At 44.7% G+C, this 26,847-nt stretch carries 19 protein-coding genes; 4 read left to right on the top strand and 15 right to left on the bottom strand.

All coding sequences use genetic code 11. The annotated features are described in order from the left end of the window. Positions 1-37 precede the first annotated feature (37 nt). Positions 38-7,522 carry a SpvB/TcaC N-terminal domain-containing protein gene (locus MgSA37_RS14840; RefSeq protein ID WP_096352982.1) on the bottom strand — a complete coding sequence of 2,495 codons (7,485 nt, stop codon included), beginning with the start codon at positions 7,520-7,522 and terminating at the stop codon, positions 38-40. A 416-nt stretch (positions 7,523-7,938) separates the two neighbouring features. Between MgSA37_RS14840 and MgSA37_RS14830 the strand changes: the two genes are divergently transcribed. Continuing rightward, positions 7,939-8,454, top strand: coding sequence for a DUF3237 domain-containing protein (locus tag MgSA37_RS14830; protein WP_096352979.1), 516 nt, complete (start codon positions 7,939-7,941; stop codon positions 8,452-8,454). Positions 8,455-8,545: 91 nt separating this feature from the next. Then, positions 8,546-8,788: a hypothetical protein gene (locus MgSA37_RS14825; protein WP_096352977.1), complete on the top strand. Its 243-nt coding sequence runs from the start codon at positions 8,546-8,548 to the stop codon at positions 8,786-8,788. 23 nt (positions 8,789-8,811) lie between these two features. Here the strand turns inward: MgSA37_RS14825 and MgSA37_RS14820 are convergent, their stop codons facing one another. The 3 genes from MgSA37_RS14820 to MgSA37_RS14805 form a co-directional block, all read right to left on the bottom strand. Further along, positions 8,812-9,873, bottom strand: coding sequence for a DUF6371 domain-containing protein (locus MgSA37_RS14820; RefSeq protein ID WP_262497441.1), 1,062 nt, complete (start codon positions 9,871-9,873; stop codon positions 8,812-8,814). A 274-nt stretch (positions 9,874-10,147) separates the two neighbouring features. Next, positions 10,148-11,206, bottom strand: coding sequence for an AAA family ATPase (locus tag MgSA37_RS14810; RefSeq protein WP_096352973.1), 1,059 nt, complete (start codon positions 11,204-11,206; stop codon positions 10,148-10,150). A 938-nt stretch (positions 11,207-12,144) separates the two neighbouring features. Beyond that, the gene (locus tag MgSA37_RS14805; protein WP_096357507.1) at positions 12,145-13,086 is read right to left on the bottom strand and encodes a helix-turn-helix domain-containing protein; all 942 of its coding nucleotides are present in this window, start codon (positions 13,084-13,086) and stop codon (positions 12,145-12,147) included. Between the two features lie 212 nt (positions 13,087-13,298). Between MgSA37_RS14805 and MgSA37_RS14800 the strand changes: the two genes are divergently transcribed. After that, positions 13,299-14,072: an SDR family oxidoreductase gene (locus MgSA37_RS14800; RefSeq protein ID WP_096352971.1), complete on the top strand. Its 774-nt coding sequence runs from the start codon at positions 13,299-13,301 to the stop codon at positions 14,070-14,072. 301 nt (positions 14,073-14,373) lie between these two features. Here MgSA37_RS14800 and MgSA37_RS14795 read toward each other — a convergent pair whose 3' ends face one another. The 11 genes from MgSA37_RS14795 to MgSA37_RS14745 form a co-directional block, all read right to left on the bottom strand. Continuing rightward, positions 14,374-16,020 (bottom strand): SusD/RagB family nutrient-binding outer membrane lipoprotein, encoded by a 1,647-nt coding sequence (locus MgSA37_RS14795; RefSeq protein ID WP_096352970.1) that lies wholly within the window; start codon positions 16,018-16,020, stop codon positions 14,374-14,376. 32 nt (positions 16,021-16,052) lie between these two features. Then, complete coding sequence (locus MgSA37_RS14790; protein WP_096352968.1) at positions 16,053-19,808, bottom strand: SusC/RagA family TonB-linked outer membrane protein; 3,756 nt, start codon at positions 19,806-19,808, stop codon at positions 16,053-16,055. A 157-nt stretch (positions 19,809-19,965) separates the two neighbouring features. Then, positions 19,966-21,117 carry a FecR family protein gene (locus MgSA37_RS14785; protein WP_096352966.1) on the bottom strand — a complete coding sequence of 384 codons (1,152 nt, stop codon included), beginning with the start codon at positions 21,115-21,117 and terminating at the stop codon, positions 19,966-19,968. A gap of 235 nt (positions 21,118-21,352) precedes the next feature. After that, a complete protein-coding gene (locus tag MgSA37_RS14780) occupies positions 21,353-21,907 on the bottom strand; it encodes an RNA polymerase sigma factor (RefSeq protein ID WP_096352964.1) in 555 nt (184 codons plus the stop codon). 242 nt (positions 21,908-22,149) lie between these two features. Beyond that, positions 22,150-22,737, bottom strand: a complete 588-nt coding sequence (locus MgSA37_RS14775; protein ID WP_096352962.1) for a YdeI/OmpD-associated family protein — start codon at positions 22,735-22,737, stop codon at positions 22,150-22,152. A gap of 27 nt (positions 22,738-22,764) precedes the next feature. Beyond that, complete coding sequence (locus MgSA37_RS14770) at positions 22,765-23,250, bottom strand: DUF4256 domain-containing protein (protein ID WP_311732895.1); 486 nt, start codon at positions 23,248-23,250, stop codon at positions 22,765-22,767. An 80-nt stretch (positions 23,251-23,330) separates the two neighbouring features. After that, positions 23,331-23,711 (bottom strand): DoxX family protein, encoded by a 381-nt coding sequence (locus MgSA37_RS14765; RefSeq protein WP_096352960.1) that lies wholly within the window; start codon positions 23,709-23,711, stop codon positions 23,331-23,333. A gap of 7 nt (positions 23,712-23,718) precedes the next feature. Further along, positions 23,719-24,189: an SRPBCC family protein gene (locus tag MgSA37_RS14760; protein WP_096352958.1), complete on the bottom strand. Its 471-nt coding sequence runs from the start codon at positions 24,187-24,189 to the stop codon at positions 23,719-23,721. A 1-nt stretch (position 24,190) separates the two neighbouring features. Next, positions 24,191-24,511: an ArsR/SmtB family transcription factor gene (locus MgSA37_RS14755; RefSeq protein ID WP_096352956.1), complete on the bottom strand. Its 321-nt coding sequence runs from the start codon at positions 24,509-24,511 to the stop codon at positions 24,191-24,193. Positions 24,512-24,644: 133 nt separating this feature from the next. Beyond that, the gene (locus MgSA37_RS14750) at positions 24,645-25,424 is read right to left on the bottom strand and encodes a phosphatase PAP2 family protein (RefSeq protein ID WP_096352954.1); all 780 of its coding nucleotides are present in this window, start codon (positions 25,422-25,424) and stop codon (positions 24,645-24,647) included. Positions 25,425-25,631: 207 nt separating this feature from the next. Next, positions 25,632-26,255: a TNT domain-containing protein gene (locus MgSA37_RS14745; RefSeq protein ID WP_096352952.1), complete on the bottom strand. Its 624-nt coding sequence runs from the start codon at positions 26,253-26,255 to the stop codon at positions 25,632-25,634. Between the two features lie 144 nt (positions 26,256-26,399). Between MgSA37_RS14745 and MgSA37_RS14740 the strand changes: the two genes are divergently transcribed. Beyond that, complete coding sequence (locus tag MgSA37_RS14740; protein WP_096357505.1) at positions 26,400-26,828, top strand: DUF1810 domain-containing protein; 429 nt, start codon at positions 26,400-26,402, stop codon at positions 26,826-26,828. Positions 26,829-26,847: the final 19 nt, after the last annotated feature.

The raw sequence follows: 26,847 nt of genomic DNA, 5'->3' as shown, positions 1-26,847 counted from the left end.
TATCCGTATTAGATGAATTGTTGACTTTTAAGTTTTACTATTCATATTGCCCCTTGAAATGATAAGTAAACAATCCCGTTCCTGTTACTGCTTCATTTTTCTGCCAGGTATGCGTATCAGTATTGTAATCTCTACCTCCCTGATATCCGCCTGCGAGTGTTAGCGACCACCTGTTGCTAAGCGTAATATCTACCTGGGCTCCCGCAAGGCCGAGAATTTGCAAGTGCGTTCCACTCTTCTGGTTCGCCGTAGTTTGCCCGGCGAGGTCGGTCGCTACTGCTCCTGCAATCCCTACGGGCAAGGTGAGCGTAACTCTATGCCCTTTGGGGTTACCGAATATAAAAGCAACAGGGCTGACTGTTTGGCTTAATTGAAAAGCGTCCGGTGGCGGAAGTGGATCCGGCGGTGCTAATATCGACGGCTTAGGTGCTCCCGGTACCCAGAGGTGCACATACTGAATGGTTGTGGTAGGCTGCAGCAGCCCCACCTGGAAATGGAATAATCGTTTCCGTGAGTCCCAAATCGGGCTATACAGGGGGTTGGGTTCCTGCAAAGCCACTTGAACGGCTACACCTCCCTGTCCAGGGTTCGATTGAGTAGCGCCCCCGGCTTGTATTTGCGGATCTAAATCGCCTTTGGCATCATCAGCGGTGCTCGCAGCGATAGGATTCGTATCCTTGGGCGGCTCCGGCTTTTTTTCCGGTTTAGGATCGGGTTTCTTTTCATCAGGCTTCTTATCATCCTTTTGGTTTTTATCTTTTGGATCTTCCTTGGGCGATTGATCGTGTAAAAAAGGATCGTATGCAAGTGCCTTCTTCATAGTAGCCTTCCATTCCGGCGTTTGAAAAAACTCCCAGATCGGTCGGGCAGGAATAGTCCCGATACCACTTTCGTCAGGTTTTGTCTCCACCTTTGATTTAGTTTTGTGCTTGGGTTTGGCTTCGGTCCCCTTCGGGTCGACTAAATGCATAGGATTGTTTTGTGCGTAAGCATATAAATCCAACCCGTCCCCAATTCCAATAGGGTCGGCTGCCGTCCACCTGCCCAGCCAGGGCACATAATAACGGCGCGAATGATAATTTAATCCGGTTTCGTCATCTCTTTCCGCGCCGGTAAACCGATACCGCCTTGCCGGTACCTGCCTGCTGGCATCTGTAGCGCGGTATGCCGATGTACCGAAAGGATGATATTCCTCGTAGCTGATAATTTTCCCGTGATCGTCGAGCTCCAGGCAAGCAGAGCCCAAATGATTGCTGTACTGGTACCTGATCAACTGCAGTGCCGATCCGTCGTTCCCTGAAATTCGGGTTTCCACCATCGCAATGCGGCTTTTACCATCCATAATATGCAGTGTATCCCTTTGCAGTGTAATTTTAGTGGTCGTTCTTTCCCGGTAAATCTCATACGGGCCCAGGTAAATCCGTTCGACTATAGTGCCATCAAGTCGCTCAATCACTTTGCGGGTTCGTTGCCCGCTACTATCGTATACATAATAAGCATCACCACCGCCGCCCAAATTGGCATGCTGCATTTCCTCTTTAAAGTTCCAGTCGATTACCTGCAGTTGCGGCATGTTGAGCATACTGCCATGCTCATTATAGGTATAGTTATAGTTGTGGCCCCCAACACCGGTCTTTGTCAATTGGTTGTTTGAGGCGTTGTATTGATAGGTTCGGGTCCAGCTGCCGTGGGGAGTAGCGGAACTCCCGGCAGTGTGCACCATTTTTAGAATATTTCCAACACCGTCGTAAAAATATTTTTCAATATAGTTGCGTATCTGCACAGCTGAATTTGGCTGCAGTGGAAGATTGCACCAGTTATCGTTAAAGTTATCCTGGTTATTAAAAGTAACCTGCCCGATATGCTCCCTTCCGTTACCTTGCACCAGGCGGTAAACGGCATCGTAGATATAATCATTTTGAGCTTCAACCTGTTGCCCGCCATAAAAAACAGTTTTTTGAGCATTGTCAAACTGGCGCGTAATGTTGCCCACCGGGTCAAAGGTGTAATGCAGGTCCTGTAAAATATTGTTGCCGTTGTTAGCGGTACACAACAAACGGGTAAGCCGGTAGGTCTTCAAATCGTAATCGTAGTTGCAGGCCGTATTGTTCCCATATTTAATACTTTCGCGCTGGCCTTTGGCATTGTAGCCAATGCTGCTTATAAAATTAGTAGCGGTGGCTGCCCCCTGCAGCTTCACATCCATGCTCTTCAGTAAATTCGATTCATCATAGCCGGGTATAAATATGCTGCCATCGGGGCTTGTGAGTACTATCGGGCGGTTCAGTGCATCAAAAACCGTATCATTGGTGTAGGTGGCGGCGTCTAAACTCTGCGCAATTTTCCAATCGGGCATTTTCTTATAATCTGCTAACAGCGCGCGCGTATTGCTTAAAATATTTCCTTTAAAATCGCAGCCATTATTGGTAATTACTCCGGCAGTATCATAATTCTGGTACATTTTACCCAGCAGGTTAAGGGTTTTGGCATTGGCTACATTTTCGCCGTAAACAAATTGCCCGTAGGTATAATTCCCGTATCCGTCGCCGGTATTAACCAGCAAATTAAGCGGGCGGCGCAAAGCATCGTATTCATAGGTAAATATTTGCTGCCGGCTATCCCAAAGGTTCAGGGTTTTCCCCATCACGTCAGCTATCATCCACCTTTCGCCGGCATCCATGCTGGTTTGATAGCCGATATGCCCAAGCATATTGTATTGCCACTGCATGACTACGTTGCTGCGCGTGTCCGTGGTACTTAATGCAAATCCCTGGATATCCAATTCGGTGCGGGTATAATAAAACTCCTGGGTAACTACTTCATTGGTTCGCTGGGTTTTATTATTGACGATCGCTAAAAACGGACGTGCAAGCGAATCGAAATAAACAACCGAAGGTGTATTGTAATGTACGGCTGTTTTCTGCGCTGCTTCCTGGTCCGCTTCAGTAATGCCACCATTAATACGGTCCGCGTACCATTGGCTGTCAATAACAGTGTCATTTTCATCCCACGTTTGCTGCATCCAGGCATCAAATTCAACCTTCGAAAATGTGCCATCCGGGTTTTCTGCCCTGATCAACCGGCCTAATGCATCGTAATACATCAGTTTGGTAAATCCTATCTCAACAAGTTCACTCTCCTTGGTGTATTCCGGCGAACTATCAAAAAATGGCGCATACTGTTTAACGGCCTTTCCTTTGTTGTTCACAATGGTACGTCCGTTACCAATCCACCGCAGATCGGGTGTCGTGTTCATTTGCGCCACATTGCCATTGCCATCCAAAACAAGTTTGCCCTGCGCATCTCTTTGGGGCGCCTTGCCCGGCGCCGCCTGTACTTTCTTCAACACCTCGTGCCCCGAGCCATCCGAATACGAATAACTGGTTTGCCAGGTAACATTTGTTTGTATTTGCGGCTGGTTATTATTGGCCCCGCCGCCAAATAAATTGGATAACCAGCTAACGATAGCGCTTTGTGTTTCGGGCTCAGGTTCAGCATAATAATGCTGTTCCCTTACAGTTATGGTTACGCGGTTTGGCAAGGCCCCACTGGTAGTATAATACCGGAAATCATAGGTTAATACGGAACTGGGTTGATCAAGCGGCGATGCCTCGGCGGAGTTGAGGTCCATCGGGTCACCTTTAAACTCGGTTTCCTTGCCCATTACGAAAGTATTAACCACCCGCCCCAGTTCATCATACCTGACACCTATCCGGTTATCATTGGCATCGCGCAAACGTAAGGGGCCCATTGCACGGTAATTAAATGCCTCTGCATTGGCTTCATTTTTAACGGCGTCAACCGTTTTTACCATAAATAGCCCGTATGGGTCGTAAAAAACCTTAGTCAGGTTGCCAAAGTTGTCCTGGTAAGCTACAGGCATGTAAAAATTGCCTTTTGCAAAAGTTATATCGGCTGCTGTTGGCGGGGGGATGCTGGTTGCATCGGGCGTGGCACTCAGATCCGGGTAATTATAAACGGTGCCCGATGGGATCCAGTAATTGCTGTCTCCCTCCGTACGCACGTAGTTTCCCTTGTTACGCATCAGTGCATCATTCACTTTTGCACCGTAAATACTGGCCAAAAGTGTCGGCGTAAATGCCAGCTGGTAATTCTGATAAGGCAAGGCCAGCGTATCGATTGTGCCAAATGGCATCGGCCCGCTCAGGTTATCTTTTAAAAAATAGGTGCGTGAATGCGCTATTTTTCGCTTGTCGCCGGTTGTTGTAGTTTGGTCGTAAAGTTTGATGTTTGCTGTATTGTACAGGCCACCGATCTCGGTATCCGTAAAAAATTGCGCTTGCGGTAATCCAGCATTCAGCTCCCATTGCTGGGTCTCATATAGCACCGGGAGCCGGTAGGCCAGGGCGCTGTCTATAAGGGGAGTAAACCCATTTTGCACATAGACTACCCATTGCCGGGTTTGCTTTGCCCTATCGTTCGCGGTTGGCAAGGTCATATCGGCGTTTACCCTGCCATAAACTATCGAGGCCGACTGCAATACATTTCCATAAGGGTCTATCTGAACATTTATCGCATGCTCGATTCGCGGGTCCGCCGGATTACGCTCGAAATGTAAAGTGAGCCTTTGCTTTTCGTGCGGCAGAAATACGCTGTATTTCTGCCTATCCTTTGGCTGCAGGCGCTGTGTATCATAATTGTATTGGGTTACCGAGTACGGGTGAATTTGTACCGATGGGTCGCCTTCGTCGCTGTAAACCTCCTGCCGTAACGGTAACCCTTTCAGGGCGCGGAAGCATTCGCTTACTTCACCGGCAGCCAGCCCGTTCGGCAGGGGAGCATCCGCCAGGGTATATTTTTGCAGCTGTGCCGCCAGGCCCGGATCGGTAATTTCGCCGGCTGCTAACTGGGCATTCGGATAATATTCGGCCGAAAGCTGGTGATACATTTGCTGCATCCTGAGGTAGGCGCCGGTATGGAACCATGATTTAGTGATCACCGCAGGCTGGTACAGGTCCTTTTCAATTGAATTGACTGCCCCTGCACCGGTAGTTTGCAGTACATAATTATCAAATTCTTCCGTATCGGTTTGTACAACCATTGCAAACCCCCTGAACTCACGCTCAGCCGCGTCATAATAACCATGGTGATAACTATACTGGCTGGTAAAGCGGGTTTGCGATACGCGGTCAATACTTACCACTTTATTAACACATTGAACCGGGAATGGCAGCTTTGTTACCCAGTTTGCCCCTTTAAGTTTATCGTTAAGATAAAACCCGGTAGACGATTGGTATTCAAAAGTTACTTCCTTGCCCATGTTATTTTTATAGCCCGTCATGATATGCGGTTTCTGGCCGTTCATGATATCGATATACCGCAAAGGTGCCGAAGCATTTGAGGGCAGGGGCGATGACCACACCAAACAGGAGGTGCCTTTGCCCAGCAAATCGATAACAGAAAACTGGCTTTGATCGTCCCAGCCTGCGAAGGGATTAAAAAACGCCGATGGTTGGCTAAAGCTATTGCCGCACTGGTTAAAATAAACCTGTATCTCGTCGCCGCCTGTGTAAATAATGTCGGTGGTCCCGGTGCCGTCCACATCGGCAAAGTGGATCATCCGGTGATTAAAATCGTCGGCGCTATCAAAAATACTGCTCATCTGCATATTTACTTTTGCCCCAAAACGGCCGAAACCGAGGTTGGGGTAATAGGATACAGCGCCGTAGGTGATTAGCACAATGTCCGATAGCCCGTCGCCCGTCATATCGGCAACGGCTATCATTAAACGTTCGTCCTGGTCGGCAAAAACTACCCGGGGGCCCAGTTCGTCATCATTTGCTTTGGTATGCAGATGGTAATTATCAAACCCGCATTTGCCCTCCGCCTGATACCAGACATATTCCTGCTCCAGCGAGATCAGCATATCCGGCATCCCGTCGCCGTTCAGGTCTAAAAACTTAAGGTTTGGATCTTTTAAATTGATGTTTGGGTATGATGGGAAGGTATTAAATTCGCCCCAGCCGCCTTCGGGCTCCATTTCAAAATATCCTTTCAACGCAGGGCTATTGTAAACAGCATATTTTATTCCATCGGCTTCAAGGTCCTGGAGAGCTATGGTACCATCCGAAAGGCCGTTAAAAGACGGCCTCGGATTAACCAGTTTTGCCGGGCTGAATTGCCCGTTTCCCCAATTTTCTTTGTAAAACCAGCCATCGGCCTGCTCACTTAATATGCCCGAGATCCCTTCGCTGTACAGATCTGTCCATTGGTAGGGTGCACTCAGCCCGGCAGGGGCATTGGCTGCATTTGCCGGCGAGATCTCCTGAACGTCTCTCGAATATCCGGGTATGGCATAGGAGAATTCAACGGGAGGCAGTGCTTTTGACGATTTGAGCGTGCCGTCCGTATTCCAGATATAGCCCGTTTCGGTAACCGAATTGAGGTAAGTGATCCAGGGCTGCTCGTCATAAACGATGTCCAGCGATTTTACCAGGTAGTCGCTCCAGCCAAATTCGGCCGCAAAATGATGAAACATCAGCACCCGTTTGCACAGGCGATGGGTGCGCAGTTCAAAACCTGGCTTAAAATCCGAAAATGCATCCAACCTTGCATCCCATTTATTTACTTCGGCAAGGGTTGGTTTTTCGGCATCGTGCTCGCCATAATCCAAAACCATTTCAAACATAAAAGCAGCCGGAAGGGCATCCCCCTCGTACCACGCCACAGTATTGCCGTATTTTATACCCTTGAGGTAGATATTTGTACAGGGCGCAATGTTATTCAGCCGGTTCTTTTCAAATAACGATGGTGCTATATTATCTGTATTTTCAGTTTTATAATAATAACTGGTAAAGTTCCCTTTATCGTCATAACTATATTCAAGGCACCATTTAAATATCCTGTCCGACTCGCCGGGCACCGGGCTGCTGAGTTTAGCCGTATTGCTTTTACCGAAAACAGAGACAATGTTTTCTTTGGTCGTTACTTTCCAGTACACGTTGCCGCTGTCTTCTATCTTTTCAATTTTGGCAAAACCCCCTTCAATGCGCGGGCTGTAGCGGGTTACCGTTATATTATTGTTGGTTACCGAATTTTTTACCCAGGTATTATTGGGCCCCGGCAATAATTGAGGTACAAGATCTTCAACGCCCGGAAAAACAAAGGTGTCCGATTCAATAGCGTCCTGGTATTGCGGCAGCTCCTTTTCGGTCTTCCGGTGGATAGCCGGAACCTCAATACCCCAGCCAATGCCAAATATACTGTTTCCGGATCCGGAGTTATAAGATAATGATAATGAAGGTGTAAAGCCATTGCGCCCCGGCGAAAGCGGCAATGGGATGGTATAACCCGCTGTACCGTTAACCGCATTTACCTGGAATTTATCATCAATGCTTTTTATTGCCCCGCCGCCTTTAGGCAAGGTGATGGAGGGCGCCTGGATGAGGTTTGGCTTTGCCTGCGCCGTATTATTTTGCGGGTTGTTTAAAAAGGCTGCATTATCCCGCTGGCTGTCGCCCGGTTTCTCTTTCTTGTTTTCATTGATCGGTGAAAAAGCCATTTTCTCCTTTATTAGCGTGTTTAACCTGTACCTGATGAAAGATTCTGATAAGGACGGGGGTATACTAACGTTTAACTGTTACTTAATCCCCTGTTTTATTTACCGTTAAAATTAGACAGAGTTGTTAGCAGGTGCTATAGGGGTCTTACGCAAAGTAGGTAAGTATTTTTACGTAATTATAATATGGTAAAATGCGTATTAAAAGGCTTTTATCATATATAAGCTATACGGTGCTGTTCGTCCACCGGGGGATAGGACAATGGAGAACGCCTGCGGACTGTTTTTACTGAAAACATAAATAATGCCTGCGGCAAGCAGGGGTACGTGTTGCTGCTGCTTATTAAAAAAATGGCTGGCGGGCTGCAACTTGTTTTGAGGCACAATAATTTGTATTATCGTTGATTGTATAACCAATTATGAAAAGATACCTTACCCTGGCGGCGCTGCTGCTAAGCTTCAGCCTTGCTTATTGCCAGGAGGCCCCCAAAATGGAGTTTGTATGCGAGCTGAATGTAAAACTAAACCCGGCATTGGTACCCGGCGAAACGCCCCATGGCATCCGCCGCATCATCCCCATAACAGGCGGCACCGTAACAGGGCCGGCTATTAAAGGCGAGATTATTGACGGCGGCGCCGACTGGCAAATCATTCGCAAAGACGGTGTGGCCGAAATTGATGCCCGCTATGCAGTTAAAACGGATGATGGCACGCTTATCTATATCAAAAATACCGGCATCAGGGTGGCCAGCGCTGAAGTTGCCGCTAAACTTGCAAAAGGGGAGGCCGTACCGGCAAGCGAATATTATTTCAGAACGGTATTAACCTTTGAGGCCCCGCTGGGTAAATACGACTGGCTGAACAAGGCCCTGTTTGTATGCAATGCCGAAAAAGTGCCCGGTGCGGCTATTATCAGGGTTTGGCGGGTTTTGTAACAAAAGGCTGCTGGCTAAGCCTGTAAGGCGCATTTTATTTGTTAAAAAAAACCTTTTGATTTACTAATAATTTTAGCATAAATTTGGCGCTATGCCAAAGTATTGTTTCCGTAAGGTGTATTTTATTTGTACCAACAAGCAGGTAATTGAGCCTGCAATCAAGTCGGCAGTTGCCTATAAGGATAAGGATTATGCCGGTATTCTTTTAGATCAAAAAGATAAATCGGTAAAGATGTGGGACGTTAACAAGCCCCCCAAAACGTATTCTGTTGAAGGCTTTTACCTGGTGCACGAACGCTTATTTGATGAATTGCTGAAAGCGCATAGTAAATGATGGGTGTAAATAGCCCGCGTAGGTTAAACCCAGCCCTCAGCAACCTCACTTAAGGTCATCATACCTGGTTCAGGTATAGCGTCCGTCCTGCACCGGCTCCCAGGGGCAGAACAGGGGCGGACGTTTTTGTCCTCCGTCCAATCCCATTCGTTTCGTTTTGGGTCGATAAGCAGGTCGGCTATGTCGATGCCGTTTTTACGATCTTCAGCGGTGGCGCTGCGGAGCAGTTGCTTATCTATCCTGAACGTTGCCGAACCTATATCGCGGATCAGCTCCAGTGCTTTGATATGCCATTTTGCATAGCCGTTAATATCCGGGAACAACACTACATGGCGATTCTTCAGCACCCTGCATTTGCCAAGGCTTAAACCTTCCAGGCTGCCTGCTGCCAGCCAGGTGAACTTGGGGTAGTAATAGCTGGCTATAATAGCGGTTTTCTCGCTTTCGGTAATCGCCACAGTACTAAAAGGATCCAGCGCCAGCAGGTGTTCGCCGAAGAAGCATTGCCGGAGAAGGAAGTTTGAAAGATGTTTTGGAGATACATTCGGGGCATTTGTATTTGCAGCTGCTTCCGGACTTTTCCGACTTTCCTGACTTTCGGACTTGTGCAGCAAACCGTGTACCCATGCAATATGGTTATAAGGCTGTTTAACGCGTTTGCCGGTGTTTTTATCGTACAGCATAATTTTACCTGTACGCACCCGGTCCTGCGCGTCTGTCTGCCAAAAAATGGTTGCACCGGGCCAGTGTTTTGATGTGCCTATGCGGTACCTTTCAATAAGGCCGGCCGTAACGGCTTCGCCAAACAGCTTTACTAAAAATTGGGTAAAATGGTTGTTTTGATACCCTTTTAAAGTGCTTTGCATTAGCGAAAAAGGCACGGTATTAAACCGGATAACCTGGTCATTTGTTCCTTTAAATGCTTTGCGTTTATCCGGGTGAGCGGCAAAATACTGCCGCGGTGTAACGTGGTAACCGCATTTTTCCTGCCGGTTACAGCGGCCAACATCGTCGGCCAGGTATTCATTGGTTTCGGTATCCATGTATCTGGTAAATGTTTTTGCCGGTGCAGGCAGCCGGGGCACCGGTACCGGCTGGCAGGGCCTTTATAGGGTTCGAGGGTGTATCGGGTGTGGTTCATTGGTTCACTGGTTCATTGGTTCACTGGTTCATTAGTTTATTGGTAGGTGGCGGATTATTTACCGATGGGATTTTGTATGGTTTAATAGATCTTTTGGGGTGTCCGATAAATAATGAATATACCTGGTGAAGCAGACCACTAAACCAATGAACTAATGAACTAACCCCGTCCTCACGTCCGGAGTAGTTTCCCCCCGGAATAGGACGGACGGCAAGCTTTTATCCGCGTTTTTCGGCAGCTTTTATCAGCCTGTCAACTTTTTGGAACGAGATGCCCATTTCCTTGCCGATATCCCTTAAACTCAAGCCCTGCAGCCGGTGGTTTACCGCAGTATCAATGTCGTCGTTGCGCAACGCCTCACCATGTTTTTTAATGTGATCCAACTCATTGCCATAACCCACAAAATCGTACTTTAAAAAATTATGCGGCTTGCTGATGCGGCAAAGGCATACATTGCTGAAATCGTACACGCGGTCGGTATTGCGCTGTTTAATTTGTTTAAGGTAACGCAGGCTTTTATCCATGTTGCTTTCGCCAATGGTAAAGGCGCTGTCGCAAAAATTCATCAGCATTTTACTGCCTGATAAATCGTTAAGGGTGATAGGCTGGGTGAGGTCGCGTTTAGGGGTATGGGCCAGTACCAGTAAGGATAAATCGTATTTTTTCTTTAAGGCTTTCAGTTGTTTCATTAGCGGCGCTGCATCCTTGGCCTGTTCGGTGTCTGATCGCAGGTAGGTAAGGTTATCAATAATTAATATTCTGGCATTGATATCGGTAATGCAAAACTCCAGGCTGGCTATCAGGTAATCATCAAAGGTTTTAAAGCTGGCGGGCAATTCGGCGTCGTAGTTCAGTTCGGCACGGTACAGGTTGTCGTTAAACTTGTAATGATCCTGGTAATTGTTGGAGTAGCGGCATTCAAACTGCTTGGCGCTCAGCTCAAAATCAAAGTAAATTACGGTTTGTGCTGCGGCTTCCAGTGCAAAGGGGCTAATGGCTACGCCTTTGCTTATGCTGTTAGCTATTTGGGTTGATAAAATGGATTTACCAAGATTGCTATCCGCAAAAAGAATGCATAGCTCACCCTCGAACCAGAATTTATCAAAAAGCATTTTTGGTACATCCAGTTTACTCGAATTAACCATGGTGTTATTGGCCGAACTGAGGATTAAAAGTTCAGCAGGGTCCACCATATCAGCAGTTAATTCATCGCTGATCAGTTCAAAATGTTCGGTAAGGGAATTATCCCCGGTTTGTGGTTGGTTGTTTTGTAACATAGTATATTAATTTAAATGGTTACGATGGCGGCCATTGCAATTTATCAGGCCTTAACAGCTTGATTTACTGATAAAAAAATGGCGTTTTTTTTGAAAATACGCTCCCTTTAACCTCTTTAACAGAGAGGTTTTGAACAGCCACCTGCATGGCCATCCTGGTATGATCATTTTGATCTGTTTAGCTGTCCGTCCACTTCCGGCTTAAGGTTGCTGTGGACGTGCGGACAGTTTTTTGTGGCTGTACCCAGCCGGGGAGGTTATGTATAATACAAAGATACAGCACCATTTTGAATAAAGTGCTGACACTGTTTTGTCAGTACTTTTGTTTTTTGGGGATAGGATGGAAGAGGGGTTTATCGTCCGCGTGTCCATGGGTGGGGTTGGGGAGGAGTGGACGGACGGATGCTAATCCATAAACACCCAACCCTTCATACGGGGATGCTGTACTACATTTAACTCCTCAGATATCGGTACTTGTTGGTGACAACACCAACAAGGGCGAAACGGTTCATTGCCGTCTGCTTTAGCTGACGGAACAGTTAGCTAACATAACCGGGCTTTAGCGCAATAATTGTTCGGCTAAAGCCAAAAAAGCTATTTACTCTTTATCCGTTGGCTTCAGCCAACGGCAATGAAAAAACGGGCTATTAATATTTAATTCAATATTCTTTGGTGATTTGTTTTGCGCCTTTGTTGGTGTTGTCACCAACAAACGGGGATGCTGTACTACACTTACCTCCCCAGATATCGGTACTTGTTGGTGACAACACCAACAAGGGCGAGAAACCTGACTTGAATATTTTGTACCTATGTTGATATTGTCACCCACAAACCGGGATGCGGAACCACGCTTATATCACATACTATTTCACCTGCTGACAGTCATCCTACCAATCCATTAATCCTACGAATCATAGTTCAGACAACCTGATACCCCATCACCCCGCTAAACTTCGCACTTCGCCCGGCGACAGGCTGGTTTGCTTTTTAAAGAAATTGGAGAAATGCGAGAGCTGTTCAAAGCCCAGGCTGTAGGCAATTTCGGAGATGTTCCAGTCGGTTTGCTTTAACAGGATCCTGGCTTCCTGTACCAGGCGGCTGCTGATGTGTTCGGTAGTGGTTTTGCCGGTGGTATCTTTTAAAACTTTGTTGAGGTGGTTGCTGTGTACGGCTAAGCGGTCGGCATAATCGCTGGCGGTGCGCAGGGTAACCTTTTGCCCCGGCGATGCGATGGGGAACTGCCGCTCAAGCAGTTCAATAAACAGCGACGACACCCTTGCCGAAGCATTGTGGGCGGTATTATAGGTGGTAATAGGCTCCAGCTTCTGGCCGTAGTGGATCAGCTCCATTACGTAATTGCGGATCAGGTCGTACTTGTACAGGTAGTTAGAGGCAATTTCGGTCTGCATCTTTTTAAACAGCAGCAGTGCCTCATCGGCCACCTCGTCGCTCACCTGGAAAACAGGCACACCACCGGGGCGAAAGATCGGCAACTCATCCAAAATAGCGCCGCTTTTTGAGGGCAGCAAAAAATCGCCGGTAAATATGCAAAAGCAGCCCTTCTGGTTATCATCCTGCGGTACCCAGTTATAGGGGATTTTGGGTGTGGCAAATACCAGGGCATTCTTTTCAATATAAATGGTCTTGTCGGCATATTCGGCCACGTTGCGGCCGCGTACCAGGCTTATTTTATAATAGGCCCGGCGGTTATAGGGCATGTGGTTGGGGTCGGCTTTTATCTTTGGGATAATATCCTCAAAGTTGAAAATATTAAAATGGCCGATCTCCCTGTTTATCCCGTCAGGTAAAAGTGATTCAATAGTGCCGTTGGTTTTAACAGCTATTTCTTTATAAAATTCGTCGACAGAGATGGTTTGCATAGGGTGATGATTAAGGAGGTTACTTCCGACGATAATTGAATTTGATAAACATTCAGATTTACTGACCATCATAAGCAACCAATCAAATATACTGCATCCGCCTGTTAAACCAAGGTCATATTTGAATATGATAAACAATGGATTGAATTGTGCAAACCGGCTGGCTTAAGCTGCCCATACCTTTACATCATCAAATTTTAAGATAAAAAACAATGGAACTCAGCAATAACACTATACTCATTACCGGCGGCACCAGCGGCTTCGGGTTCGAATTTGCCAACCGCCTGCTGGCATTGGGCAATACGGTTATCATTACCGGCCGTAACCAGGCAAAACTGGAGGAAACCCGGAAGAAATTACCAGGCATCCACACCTTTAAAAGCGACGTAAGCGACCCGGAAGCCATAGCAGCCCTTTTTAAGGAGGTTATCCAACAATTCCCTGCGTTGAATATCCTCATCAACAATGCCGGCGAAATGCGCAAGATCAACCTGCAGGATCCGCCTATCGGCCTTAATGATATTACCCGCGAGGTGGAGATCAACCTGATGGGCCCCATCCGTATGGTGCAGGCCTTTTTGCCGCATCTTAAAAAACAAAAAAACGCGGCTATTTTAAATGTTACCTCGGGCATAGCTTTGGCGCCATTCCCTATTTCGCCGGTTTACGGGGCCACCAAATCGGGTTTGCGGTCGTACACCAAATCATTAAGGGTACAGCTAAAAAATACCGGGATAAAAGTATTCGAGTTGATAGCACCCGGTTCAGGCACACCGTTAAATGATAAATTTAAAGGCCTGAATGATTTTGACGATAAAATGCTGATGGATCCGGTAAAGCTGATTGATGTAGCCATAAAAGGCCTGCAAAACGATACTTATGAGATCTATCCCGGCATGGCACGCATCATCAGGGTGATGAGCAGGCTGGCGCCGGGGTTTTTATTAAAGCAAATGAGCAAGGTAGGGGCAGAGGAGATGGTATAAACAGGGGATTAAGTTTGGATTGATTTGAATATCGGATAAGGAATGTCCAACGCCGAATGTCGAAATGCTTACTTCGTTATTCAAAATTGGGCATTGGGTGTTCGATATTCAATTTTTTTGCGTCCGCATGTCCACATCAGCCTTAGGCAACTTTCGGACGGACGCTTTAATATCTGCTTTCTATCTACCTAAAAGTAAAAATCCTTCCAAAACAAAATAAGCCCGGAAAATTTCCGGGCTTATTGGTTTGCGTATGATCAGTTAATGTATTAACAAATACACCTGCAGATTGACGAATACTTTATTTCGCTATCCATATTTTGGTGCTTGTAAGATCTGAGCCTCCTGTGGCTATCTTCCAGTTGGCATTATTTAAAAGTTGTTCATCGGACGGATATTGGTAGCGTTGCAGGCTGCCATAGTTTTGTTTATATCCTGCCGGATTGCTCTGATCCATAGGTGTAGCTCCACCTGTTCTCCTCAATAATGCCCAGGCTACCCAAGGCTGGCGAAACAGGTCTATCCATTCCTGCGCGTAGATCAGGTTAAGTGCATTGTTAGCATCCCAGGCAGCTTTAGGATTGGTTAACACCGCGCTGATTTCAGTACTGGTTGGCGTAGCCGATGCGGGTTTATTTTCTACCCAAACTGAGGAATTAAAAGCCATATTTTTCCAAAAAGTAAGCGATGCTGTTACTCCTGATATGTATGCGCTTTTTGCCGCAGCGCTATTTTGCGCAACGCCAGCACCTCTGGCATAGGCCTCAGCTTTCAAAAAGTAGGTTTCCGCTGCCGACATAAATATTTCAGGGCATGCGCCGGTTGATCCGGAGATATTTCCATCACGTCCCCAGTAATAGTTATAATCTGAATATAAATTGCCTGCCTTGTAGGCCGGCGCCCCCCAACCATCGTTGGCAGGATCTCTCTTGGTATTATATGGATCGCCGCCATCAGATATCGGGGTAACCGGGTTTTGCGGATACGGCGCCCATTCACCGTTTCCGTTTTTTTCGAAATATATGGTTGCCCTCAGATCGAATATTCCGCTATCGGTGTTATCGTCGCTCAATAAGTTCCAAAGGGTACTCCCCATCCTTGCACGGCTCTCCTGGCGAAAAAAGAAAGCTCTGCCGGCCCCGTCTATATCAAAGGATATATCAGGAACATTTGCCTGGCTGAGGCCAACTACATCTGCAACCGGGTCAGTTAATAAGGGTTTGGTGAGTGCGTCGGCTATTATTGGGCCGGCATCCGTATTGTCTTTGTCGTACATGGTAAGTGCGTAACGTAAACGCAGCGAATTAGCAAATGCTTTCCATTGCGCAATATTATTCCCTAAAAGAAACTCGGAACCAAACGTAAACTGGGTAGTGCTGGTGGTATTAAAATGGTTAACAGCCCATGCCAGGTCGCTTAAACAGGATAAATAGATGGCCTGTTGTTTATCAAAAGGTACTTTAAGATCAGCAGTAGAACCGGAGAATGCCCGGCCGGCTTTGAAATAAGGCATGTCGCCATAAGTATTTGATAACTCCAGCGCCTGGTACGCCCTAAGCACCTTTACCATGCCTTCGGCGTTGATATAGGAGGCAGAATCAGGGCTTGATTGCATTGTACTGAGCATTTGATTCATGGCAGGCAAGTTTGCGTAGAATAATTGCCAGTTTTGGTTCTCTTCGAAGCCAAAATCAGATACGGCATATACCGCGCCTAATTGTGTAATAGGGTATAGCCATCTTGCCTCGGCGTTGTCGCCTATGTCAGCCGCGCGATCTAAGTTAGCCCCAATGCCAGTATAAAGCTGTGACAGTGTTGCTGATGCGGGGCCACTATAAGTAGCATTTTCTTTTTGAAAATTCTTGGTACAGGACGCAAGAATTGCTGTAATGAAGACCGTAGCAATTACTATGGCTGTATGTTGTTTTATATGATGATACTTTAACATAACGTTTGCTTTTTAAGTTTTTAATAATCCTATTAAAATCCCGCTTTTACAGAAATACCGTAAGAACGTACACCAGGTAAGCCGCCAAATTGGATGCCCTGAACATTTCCGCTGCTGACAAGACTTTCGGGGTTTATCCTATCCGGTAAGGTGGTAAACAGGTAAAACAAATCGCGCCCGATTAATGAGAGCGACATAGATTGGAACACCCTGGATTTTTGTATAAACTCCTTTGGCAAATTGTAAGTAATTGATAACTCACGCAATTTTCCCCATGAATCATTAAAAATAGAGTTGGTGCGTACTATAGGGTCATTATCCCATGATTGATAATTACCGGCATATTTCCACCATGGATTTACCACATTGGTATTTGCCGTATATCCGCCTCCGGCGGTTGATACAACACCCGGTAAAATCACGCCGACATTAGCTTTAGTTCCGTCGGGGTAGGTATATGGCAATCCATGGCCATCCCTTTCGTAAGCTGTTTCAGGTGCAAGGCCCTGGCCCATAATAGTTGCGTAATCGCCCGACCAGATCTGGCCCCCAATTTTAAAATCAGTCAAAATGTATACGCTAAAGTTTTTGTAGCGGAAGCTCTGTGAAATACCACCTGTTATTTTTGGCGTGGCATCACCTATTTTAACCATGTCATCAGTGGTGGCATATTGCGAGCCAAGCACGGGCCCGTTGCCGGTATTTGTACCATCGGCATATATCAGGTTCACTATTTTTTGGCCATTAGGGGCATATTTGTAGTCACGCCCGTAAATACTGCCGTAATCACTGCCTACATCAACTTTCATCAGCACGCCATTGCTGCCAAACCATGAGCCTAATTGCAATGAATTAATGCCAGGTTCCAATGCTACAACGGTATTTTGATTATGCGCCGCGTTAATAGTCATATCCCACGAGAAATCCTTGGTCTGAAGTATTTTCCCCTTTATGGTTAATTCAATACCCCTGTTACGTAAAGCACCCGAGTTAATCAATACGTAGTTCACGCCTGATGCAGTTTCGGTAGGGACCTGTATCTCCTGATGATCCGAATAGGTGTTGTAATAGGTAAAGTTTACATCTAAACGGTCGTTAAAAAAGCCCAGGTCAGTCCCGATCTCAAATGATCTTGAACGCTGCGGCTGTAAGTCTGTTGGATATAAGCCTGGTAAATTTAACCCTGTTTTAAAACCGGTTGTAGTAGTAGGGCTGTAAGTAAGCCCGTTTTGATAGGGTAAATATGCGTTGGCACTTTCTGCTTCGCCGAGTCGCAATTTGCCATAGCTCAGCCAGTCTTTTACCGACTTCATGTCAAATGCGTCTGTAAATACAAAGCTCAAACTTGCCGAAGGGTAAAAGTAACTCCAGTTTGTTGGGCGAAGCGTCGACGACCAGTCATTGGTTCCTGACAGATCTAAAAACAGGTAATTTTTATAGGAAAGGTTTAATAAACTATATACCGAGTTTATTTCCTGCACATACCTGTTCTCTGTTGGATTAAGCGAAGTTGGGGAGCTGCCATTATAATTGCTCAGGTTAAAAAGGAACGGATAATTAAATGGCCCCGGATTATTTGAGGCGATATCATACATATTGGTATAATAATGCCTTGCGCCCACTGAAAGACTGGCATTAAAGTCTTTTAACAACTTGTCTTTATGAAAAACAAAACGGCCATCCAGGTTATTGGTAGATGTCCTTGCCAGGTCATAGCCGTATGAACCCTGCAACCCTGCTGCATCTGTGGGGTAATTTTCAGTTATATACTCGTTAGTATAGTAATCCAGGCCGACGTTGCCAATAGCCTTTAGCCAGGGCGTAATTTCGGCATTAAGCGAAAGTGAGCCTACAAATTGATTTTGTGTAAGCGTGGTGTTATCATTGAAGGTATTCCACCAGTAATATTGTTGCCCGTATTCAGCCGGCGACTGTTTTAGTATAGGATTCTGCGAGCCATCCGGTAATGTGCTCAGGCCTCTTTCAATGGGCTTGTAATCAGCCGGTAAGTTGTAAACCGTCATATAGCCAACACCAATGTTTCCTGAAGATCCGCTTTCGCCGTATATATTTGGCGGATTGAATTTTTTCAAATTAATATAACTGGCTGTAGCATCAATCTTTACCTTCGGGCTAACGTTAATAGATGCACCTACATTAAAGGTATTGGTGGCGTTATTGCTGTTATAGGTTATCGCATCGTTTGTCATCCTGGTATAGGATACGCGCAGCGTACCCAGTTCGCCGCCGCCTGAAACGGATATGTTTTGAGTTTGTGTATTGCCCTTCCGGTAAAAGCTTTGGAATATATTGGAATTACCGGTGTATGGCCTGGTTTGTCCATCCCACCAAACTAATGGTTGGCCCGACATTTTAGGACCCCATGATGCACCGTCTCCCGGAAAACCAATGTAGTTATAGAACGGGCCGCCTGCAGCGCTGGTAACTCCCGGGCTTACATAGGCTCCCGGTATGTTTCCCAGGGAACCATACGGGTCGCCGCCAATTTGTTCCTCCCTGTTATTGCCATTGGCATCCTTATAAAATTGGGCGTTGGCAGAATAAAGATCTTCTGTCATACCATTACCGTATTCGTTTTGGGTTTTAATAAACCTGTACGGGTCGTTAACACGATAGGTATAGTTATAATCAACACCAAATCCAGACTTTTTGCCGCCTTTTTTGGTAACAATAAGTATAACACCATTTGCTCCGCGTGCTCCGTACAAAGCTGCTGCGGTTGGGCCCTTTAATACATCAATGCTTTCAATATCATCAGGGTTTAAGCTGTTTAAAAACGAGCCATTATCTATAGGCGGCTGCGAAACATCCGTATTTCCCCCATTTGTTGCATCAGCGAAAGATTGGACAACTCCTTTGGGTTGTACTGGTTCGTTATTAATGATAACGTTATCAATAACTATCAGCGCCTGGTTATTTCCAAGCAGGTTATTATTACCCCTGATCACGATACGGGTAGAGGCCCCTTCAACCCCGTTGGGCTGGGTAACATTTAAACCCGATATCTTTCCCATTAACCCTGTCGCAATATCGGGTGGGTTTACTTTATTCATATCAGCACCCGAGACTGCCTGCGCCGAATAGCCTAACGATCTTGCTTCGCGCTTTATACCTAAAGCAGTTACTACAACTTCGTTCAAGCCATCTGAAGGCGCCAGCCTTATGGTTAAGGATTTACTGCCGTTTACCGGTACTTCCTGGGTTTTATAGCCGATAAAACTTACAATTAAAATACCATTTTCCGGTACTTCAATGCTGAAAACGCCATTGATATCGGTAGTTGTACCTGCATTTGTCCCTTTTACTTTTACAGATGCTCCGGTTAAAGCCTCGCCTTTCTCGTCAACAACCTTTCCCGTTATTTTTATCGGAAGGGGCGCCTCGCTGGTATTAACCGCATCATTTTCTGGCTTTAACTTTAATACAATGGTGTTTTGTACTATAACATAAGTCAAGGGCAGATTTTTAAAGCATAAGTTTAAGGTTTGATCTAAAGTAGCATTTTTTACATTCAGTGAAATTTTGGGTGAATATTTGATCAGTTCGATTTTATACCAGAAGGTATACCCGCTTTGCTTTTCAATTTTATTAAATACCGATTCAAGGGATGCATTTTTTTCCGAAATCGTTATGTTTTGACTGAAACTTGCCGCACTAATGTGCAAACAAACGGTGAGTAGAATAATGGTGGTCAGCTTCATAACCAATAAGATTTTATTGAGCCGCCTGTATTCATTTCGCGGCTCATAAAGAGTAGAAAATTCCATACTTTTGTTTGGTTTTTGGGTTGATAATTAATTAAATAAGGTTATTTACATTTTTCGTTTAGCCCAGCCATTTGGCCGGAGGTGCTCGCAACACTTTCCGGCTTTTTTATTGGCATCAGTTAAGCAACCTGGCCGCTCAACCTAAAAAGGGGGTGCCTCATGATCTTACTATAATTTTTCTCCCTTCTATCGTAAAGTTAATACCGCTTAATTCTAATATTTTCAACACCTGCGACACATTCACGTTCCTTGATATTTTCCCCCTGTAAAGGTCCGCAGGTAGTTTCCCTTTGAATTCGACATCAATGTCATACCACCTGGAGATTTGCCGCATAACCGTTTGTATATCAGCCTCGTTAAACTGGAACATGCCATTTTTCCACGCAACAGCCTCGTCCATGTCAAGGTCATGTTTTATTTCAAAGGAGCCGTTGCTTTTTAACACAGACTGCTGACCCGGGCTAATCGTTACACTAACGTTGGCCGAGTAAACCTTAACACTACCTTCCAGCAAGGTGGTTTTTACATAGGCTTCATTATTATAGGCATTAACATTAAAGTGTGTACCCAGCACCTGTACCGTTTGGGTTGCTGTTTTTACATTAAATGGTTTTTCTTTATTTTTAGCTACTTCAAAATAGGCTTCCCCGGTTAGTTCAACGGTTCTGTTGTTACCTGTAAAAGCGGTTGGGAATCGTAACGACGAGGCTGCATTCAGCCATACCTTTGTGCCATCTGCCAATATCAGTTGGTATTGCCCCCCATTTGGAATGGTGATTGTATTATAGGATACCCCGCTACTGCCGGCTGCTATAGCTTTATAGGAGATCAGGCTGTCCTGCTTAATGATATTTGCCCCGCCCTGCGTTGAAATATTGCCATTTTTGGCATTATTTAAAATCAGTTTTGAACCGTTGGCCAATGTTAAAATCGCCTTATTGCCACCTGGCGCTATATCAGTTTTATAGGATTTATTTTGGGCTACCTGTATTGGCTGTTTGTGATACCGGTTGTAAACGAAATAAGTGCCCGCTAAAATAAAGATGAGTATTGCGGCAGCACGCATCATGGAGCCTTTGTAAAAGGGTATGGTTTTGTTTTCTTTTAGGTTGATTTTATTGGTTATCCCGTCTTTCAAGCGGTTTTCCAGTACTTCTATTTCTGATTGGGCTAACTGACCGATGATATCCGGTTCTTCAGCAAACAGGTCGTAATATTGTTCAAGTAATTGAATATCAGCAGGCGTGGCCGTTCCATTCAAATACTTTTCCTTTAATTTTAGGAATTCTTTTATAATTGGGGTCGACATAGATTTATCAGGCTATATATCTACAGTATATAAAGCTTGTTATATATCCCATCCCCCCAAAAATATTTATTAAAAAGCGTCAGTTTAATGTAACACCTGATACCCATGCTATTTTAACGGGAGCGTTTTGTTACAAATAGTTAATCAGCCTGTCTGTAAAAAAATAACGAAGGGTATACCGATTTTTATACAGGAATGAAGATGTTTTGAAGTATTATTTATTTACGGGTAATAACTAAAAAAATAATAACAGTTTACTTAGCGTTGACCGCAAACTATGAAGCGAAATAGTAAACTGGTTTTGGACTGTTTTTTGTGAAATATTCAGCACTTCACTAATTTCACGGGTTGACTTATCTTCAATAAATTTTAGCCGGAACACTTCCCGTCTTTTCTCTGGCTGTAAGCTCATCCATTCATTTATGCAGTCTTTCAGTTCTTTTACTTCCTGAATAGAATCAGCAAACAGGGATGGATGGTTTAATAGCTCCAGCGGTTGTTCAAAAAATGATTTAACGGAGGCCTTTTTATATTGCATAAACACCTGGTAGCGGGCTGCGGTAATAAGGTAAGCGTTTAGGTTTTCAATTTTCCTGCTGTGTCGTTTAATCCAGAGGTCAGCAAAAACGTCTTGTACAATGTCTCCCGCTATTTCGGTGTCCTTTAATCGTTTATAGGTTTCGTTATATATCTTTTTCCAAAAACGCTTATAAATATGATTAAATGCCTCTTCATCGCCTTCATTAAGGAGGTCAGCCAATTCACAATCGGTAAGAGTATTGTATGACATTGATGGTCTCAAATCTGGACTTTAAAGATATATAAAAAAAAGTCTCATATTCAAATTTACGTTGTAAAATAAACCTCTTAATGTTTAATGTATGAAGCGGTTGGTAATATTTCATACTTCGATGTCACTTGTTTTATAATACCGAAAAAGGTGGTTAGGCTTAATGTGTTTGAAACGTTAAATTGAGCTGCTATTTTTATAGGTACATGTAAAGGATCAAGAATTGGTTTGCTCATCATTTCCTAATCTTCCAAGCCCTTTCCCGCTAAAATTTGCGGGATGTATTTTTCAACCCTGTCCTGGCGTGTTTTGGATTGTTTGGCAGAAGAAAAATAGAGCAGGTATCCCCGTTGCCTGCCGGGTGTTAATGCCTCAAAGGCGGTTTTTAAGGCAGGCATGTGGTTTAATTTAGTTTGAAACTCATCCGGCATAGTAAATTCGGCCGTTGTTTTAAGTTCTACCTTCAACCCGGCCTTTTCAGCTTCAATCGCTTCAAAAATATAGGCTTTGAGGATGGGTTCCAGCTCCGCAATTTCCACCATATTGGTGAACCTGATCTGCCGTGCTGACTGTACATCTTTTGTTTGCCGGATGAGGATGCCGCCGGGATCATTTAACAAAGCGCCTTTAAAAAATAAATAAGCACAGTATTCTTTAAAGCCATGTATTAAAACAATGTTTTGTTTGTTTAGGGTATAGCAGGGGCAGCCCCACTTTAATTCTTCAATCAGCCCGCAATCAATCGCAATTTGCCTTAATTTTTTATATGCTTCCTGCCAATGGCTGTCTTTGGTAAAAAACCAGTCAACTTTTGGATTCTTTTCACTCATTGTCATGTTTTATTATTTGTAAGGAATTCACACCCAAAGCGCACCCCTGAAACCCCTGGCGGCATAGTAGGAGTCGGCTCCGTTATGATAAACAAAGACTGCGCCGTAGCGGCGATCACAAAAAAGCGCTCCGCCGTGTCTCCTGATATCAGCAGGTGTTATTATCCAGCTCGATGTTTTGGTATCAAATTGTCCAAGTTGCTGTAATTCCCGGTATTGTTCTTCATTTAAAACTTCAATGCCCATTTCAGCGGCCATATCCATAATGCTGTTTGCCGGTTTAAACTCCTTCCGTTTGTCCAGTGCTTCGCGATCATAACACAGGCTCCGTCTGCCTTTGGGGCTCTCGGCAGCACAGTCAAAAAAAATGTATTCCCCGGTGCTTTTATCATAACCAACAACGTCAGGATCACCTCCGGTAATTTCCATTTCGTTAAGCGACCATAGTTTTTCCGGACTAATTTCCAGCTTTGCCTGTACGTCAGCCCAAGCCAATTCTTTGTGGCGGTTCATGTTTTACTCAAAACGCGTTTTGAGTAAAAGTATGAGTTGGGAATGTTGTTCAGCTGGTAGTTCCGTCATCATATGCTTTTTTATCCGGCGTTAACAATCTTCCTGTTGGCAGGCCTCAAATACCAGGATAACACCGTAAAAACAGCCAGTAAAACCGGGGCAATTATTTGTAAGGAAACATCATTGCTTGCAATATGTGAGATCACTGCTCCGCTCATGGTAAAAAATATACCTGCATATGCCCATTCCTTAAGTAATTTAAATCCTGGGATCAATATCGCAATTATGCCCAATACTTTCCAAACGCCTATCAGCGAAATAAAGTAAGTGGGATACCCAAGGGGCTTAAACCCCTGTATAGTTTGTTTCATTTGCAGGGCCTGGAATAATCCGCCGGTAAAAATGCAAATGGACAATATTCCCGTAATTATCCAAAACCAAATTAGCTTTCTCTTTTCCATTTTCCAATTATTTTAATGTTTTCATTAAATCTTCTAACCGGTTGTGCGCCCAGTTGATCCCCTGCGCAAAGGGTAACTTTAGTACCTGGTCACGTTGTGCGCCAGATTCGTAGATCACATGCATATGCAGTTTGCAGGTAGTGTCCGTAAGCGGTTCAAATTCACAAACTTCCAGTTGAACGCCGTAAAATGGCGAATTGTCCATTTCAAATGTCCTGGTGATCTTCCTGTCCTGGATAAACTCGTGGATAACACCATTGGCTTTAAATACTACGTTGCCCTTGCCATCAATGGTTTCAAACTGGTAACTGCCGTGCTTTTTACTTTCCAGTTTCAGCACTTTTGTGCCCATCCATTGTGCAACAAGTTTGGGTTCCGCAAATGCTTTAAAAAGTAATGCTAAAGGCAAATCAAATTCCCTGGTGATCACGAGGTCCTGTTTGCCATCTTCAGCGTTGATTTTTGTTTTAAGTTCCATATCATTCTTTTTTATAGTTTTTCATTATTGTTTCCAGTACGTTGAACCGGTCATCCCACATTTTGCGGAATGGCTCAATAAAGTCAGCTACTTCTTTCATTTTTTTTGCATTGATGTGGTAGAAGATTTCCCTGCCGTTTTGTTCCTGTTCAAGCAATTCGCATTCAGTAAGTATTTGCAGGTGTTTTGAAACGGTGGGCCTGGCGGTATCAAATTTCGAGGCGATCACCCCTGCAGTAAGTGATTGTGATGCAACCAACAGCAATATAGCCCTGCGGGTAGGGTCGGCTATGGCTTGAAATACGTCTCGTCTTAAATTCATTGCGTAGTTATTTGGCTACAAATTTATATGTAGTTATTTAACTACGCAAGTTTTTTACGATTTTTTTAATAGGGAGATTTTATGTGCCTTTGGTTATAAAATCTAAACGATGGTCAGCTCAAGAATCCCGGGTTTACAGCTGCATCGCAAATGATAAGCCGGGGGTACCATCCTGGTAAGTGGGCATAATCATCGTGCTTCTTCCATATTTATCCTTATGTGTTAGTTTACTGCGGATATAAGGATAAACAACGTACGCCAATTTGGTGGAAAGTATGCCAAGGCCTGCGCCTGCCACACAATCGCTAAACCAATGGGCCTTTCCGTATAACCTCAAAACGCCGGTTGTACTGGCTATAGTGTATCCAAGTACACCATACCATGGCGATTTTTCAGCATATTCCTGTGCCAGGAACTCTGCGGCAACGAACGCGGCCCCGGTGTGGCCCGACGGAAACGAGAGCGGGTCGGTACCATACGGTCTTTTTCGATGGGCGATGTATTTTGTGCCGTCGGTGATCGTCAATATCCCGGCTGACAAAGCTAACAACGCGGTGCGGTCAACAAACCTGTTTTTACCTTCAATACCCACCAGGTTCAAACCATATACCAAAACACCGGGGGCAATCTGTAGGTAGTCATCGATTTTTGAACTGTAATCAGGGTCACTTCGCTGTATACGTTCCTTAAAATAGTAATCGACGTGCCTTATAGGGGTTACTACAAACGATAACACGCCATAACTTACCAGGATTACAGGCGGAAGGTAAGTGCCAGGTTTGTGTAGGGAGTATTTAATTTTAACAGCGGTGGGTGCAGTGTCCTTTTTTACACTATCTGCAAATTGTGCGTCTGCCGTTGTTACCATAAAAATAAACGTGATCAGCAGAAAAAAAAGGTATGACTTTTTCACGGCGGTAATTTTTGGTCAATTAAATATTCGTTTAATATCAATTAATAAAAATACCGTGGATGACGCCTTTATAAAATGATTTGGCTTACAATAAATGATGATGCCGGACACAAATACCCATGCAGATTTACTCGGACTGCGCAGCATTAGATAAGCCTTATGGGCTGTTTTTTTCGAATACCTGTTTTGTATTAACCTTTAGGGGTATCAATTTGGTGGTTTGCTGCTTACTTCCACAATATACCCGCCTTGTTTCAGTGCATCAATATTTACCGGCATTTCAAACTGCACGCCCAGGCCGGGTTCATTGAACCAAGGAATTATTCCACCCCTTTTTATATCTGCAATAACTTTTATGACCCGGTAAAGGCGGTAGGGCGATTTAAGCGCACTCTGCGGTAAAGCACGTTTAGGGAATGGTACGCCTTTAAAACAAACAAATTTCCCCCTGTCGTGAAACACGCTATCATGCTTTACGCTGTCCATAACATAGTACCCGCCGTAACGATCGATCAATACCCCCGAATCAAGTTTAACGATCCTCAATGATATAGCGCCCGAATTGGGGGGCCAGCCGCCATTCAGACTATCAACGGTAAAAAGATGTTCCAGCGCTGCCCATTTTTCGGCCTTCCATAGGTTCCATGACGAATCAAGGAGGGGCTTTTTGGTGCTGTCCAGAAATGCGGTAACAGATGCCTGGAATGCTTTATAACTAACACCCCGCACAATGGAATCTCCCGGATGGTGTTTTTGAGCCTGCAGTGTTTGCGGTTTTGCGGCAAAAGGCAAAAGCATGGCCGCTAATACGAAAATTTTTAATGTTTTCATTTGATAAGGTTATAGGGTGATACTGGAGTAAAGTTAACTATATGGAATCTATTTCAAAAAAAACAGGAGAGTTTTTGTGAAAAATAAAGTCGGAATTTGTCCATTTTTTGATTGTATATGAAGCATCATTTTTATATTTATATAATGACGAATGAAGTTACTTTGAATAGGTTTATGGATGCCCAGCGCACCGTTTATGATACCGCCCTGGCTGAAATAAAAAACGGCCGCAAACGAAGCCATTGGATGTGGTATATTTTTCCGCAGATCCAGGGCCTGGGCTTTAGTCAAACATCAAGGTTTTATGCAATAAACAACCGGGAGGAAGCTGTTGCATATTTGAATCATTCTGTTTTGGGCGAAAGATTGATCAATATAAGTAACGAACTTTTAAAGCTACCCACCGGTAACGCCAATTCCATATTTGGCAGCCCGGATGATTTAAAGCTGCGATCAAGCATGACTTTGTTTGCTGCATTGCCCAATACTCACCCCGTGTTTGAGGCGGTGCTAATGAAGTTTTTTGGAGGGATAGGGGAGGGTAGAACCCTTGAACTTTTAAATAAAATTTGAAGGAAGTCGGGGTACCTTA

The sequence above is a fragment of the Mucilaginibacter gotjawali genome, assembly GCF_002355435.1.
GTDB classification, from domain to species: Bacteria; Bacteroidota; Bacteroidia; order Sphingobacteriales; family Sphingobacteriaceae; genus Mucilaginibacter; species Mucilaginibacter gotjawali.
This window is presented reverse-complemented; position numbering and strand designations above follow the sequence as displayed.

What these genes read in the sequence shown, in the direction of transcription:
- MgSA37_RS14765 (WP_096352960.1), bottom strand. Translation starts at nt 23,711, where the DNA reads ATGGAAAAGAGAAAGCTAATTTGGTTTTGGATAATTACGGGAATATTG.
- MgSA37_RS14740 (WP_096357505.1), top strand. Translation starts at nt 26,400, where the DNA reads ATGACGAATGAAGTTACTTTGAATAGGTTTATGGATGCCCAGCGCACC.
- MgSA37_RS14830 (WP_096352979.1), top strand. Translation starts at nt 7,939, where the DNA reads ATGAAAAGATACCTTACCCTGGCGGCGCTGCTGCTAAGCTTCAGCCTT.
- MgSA37_RS14810 (WP_096352973.1), bottom strand. Translation starts at nt 11,206, where the DNA reads ATGTTACAAAACAACCAACCACAAACCGGGGATAATTCCCTTACCGAA.
- MgSA37_RS14785 (WP_096352966.1), bottom strand. Translation starts at nt 21,117, where the DNA reads ATGTCGACCCCAATTATAAAAGAATTCCTAAAATTAAAGGAAAAGTAT.
- MgSA37_RS14780 (WP_096352964.1), bottom strand. Translation starts at nt 21,907, where the DNA reads ATGTCATACAATACTCTTACCGATTGTGAATTGGCTGACCTCCTTAAT.
- MgSA37_RS14770 (WP_311732895.1), bottom strand. Translation starts at nt 23,250, where the DNA reads ATGAACCGCCACAAAGAATTGGCTTGGGCTGACGTACAGGCAAAGCTG.
- MgSA37_RS14745 (WP_096352952.1), bottom strand. Translation starts at nt 26,255, where the DNA reads ATGAAAACATTAAAAATTTTCGTATTAGCGGCCATGCTTTTGCCTTTT.
- MgSA37_RS14790 (WP_096352968.1), bottom strand. Translation starts at nt 19,808, where the DNA reads ATGGAATTTTCTACTCTTTATGAGCCGCGAAATGAATACAGGCGGCTC.
- MgSA37_RS14805 (WP_096357507.1), bottom strand. Translation starts at nt 13,086, where the DNA reads ATGCAAACCATCTCTGTCGACGAATTTTATAAAGAAATAGCTGTTAAA.
- MgSA37_RS14760 (WP_096352958.1), bottom strand. Translation starts at nt 24,189, where the DNA reads ATGGAACTTAAAACAAAAATCAACGCTGAAGATGGCAAACAGGACCTC.
- MgSA37_RS14825 (WP_096352977.1), top strand. Translation starts at nt 8,546, where the DNA reads ATGCCAAAGTATTGTTTCCGTAAGGTGTATTTTATTTGTACCAACAAG.
- MgSA37_RS14800 (WP_096352971.1), top strand. Translation starts at nt 13,299, where the DNA reads ATGGAACTCAGCAATAACACTATACTCATTACCGGCGGCACCAGCGGC.
- MgSA37_RS14755 (WP_096352956.1), bottom strand. Translation starts at nt 24,511, where the DNA reads ATGAATTTAAGACGAGACGTATTTCAAGCCATAGCCGACCCTACCCGC.
- MgSA37_RS14775 (WP_096352962.1), bottom strand. Translation starts at nt 22,737, where the DNA reads ATGAGTGAAAAGAATCCAAAAGTTGACTGGTTTTTTACCAAAGACAGC.
- MgSA37_RS14840 (WP_096352982.1), bottom strand. Translation starts at nt 7,522, where the DNA reads ATGGCTTTTTCACCGATCAATGAAAACAAGAAAGAGAAACCGGGCGAC.
- MgSA37_RS14795 (WP_096352970.1), bottom strand. Translation starts at nt 16,020, where the DNA reads ATGTTAAAGTATCATCATATAAAACAACATACAGCCATAGTAATTGCT.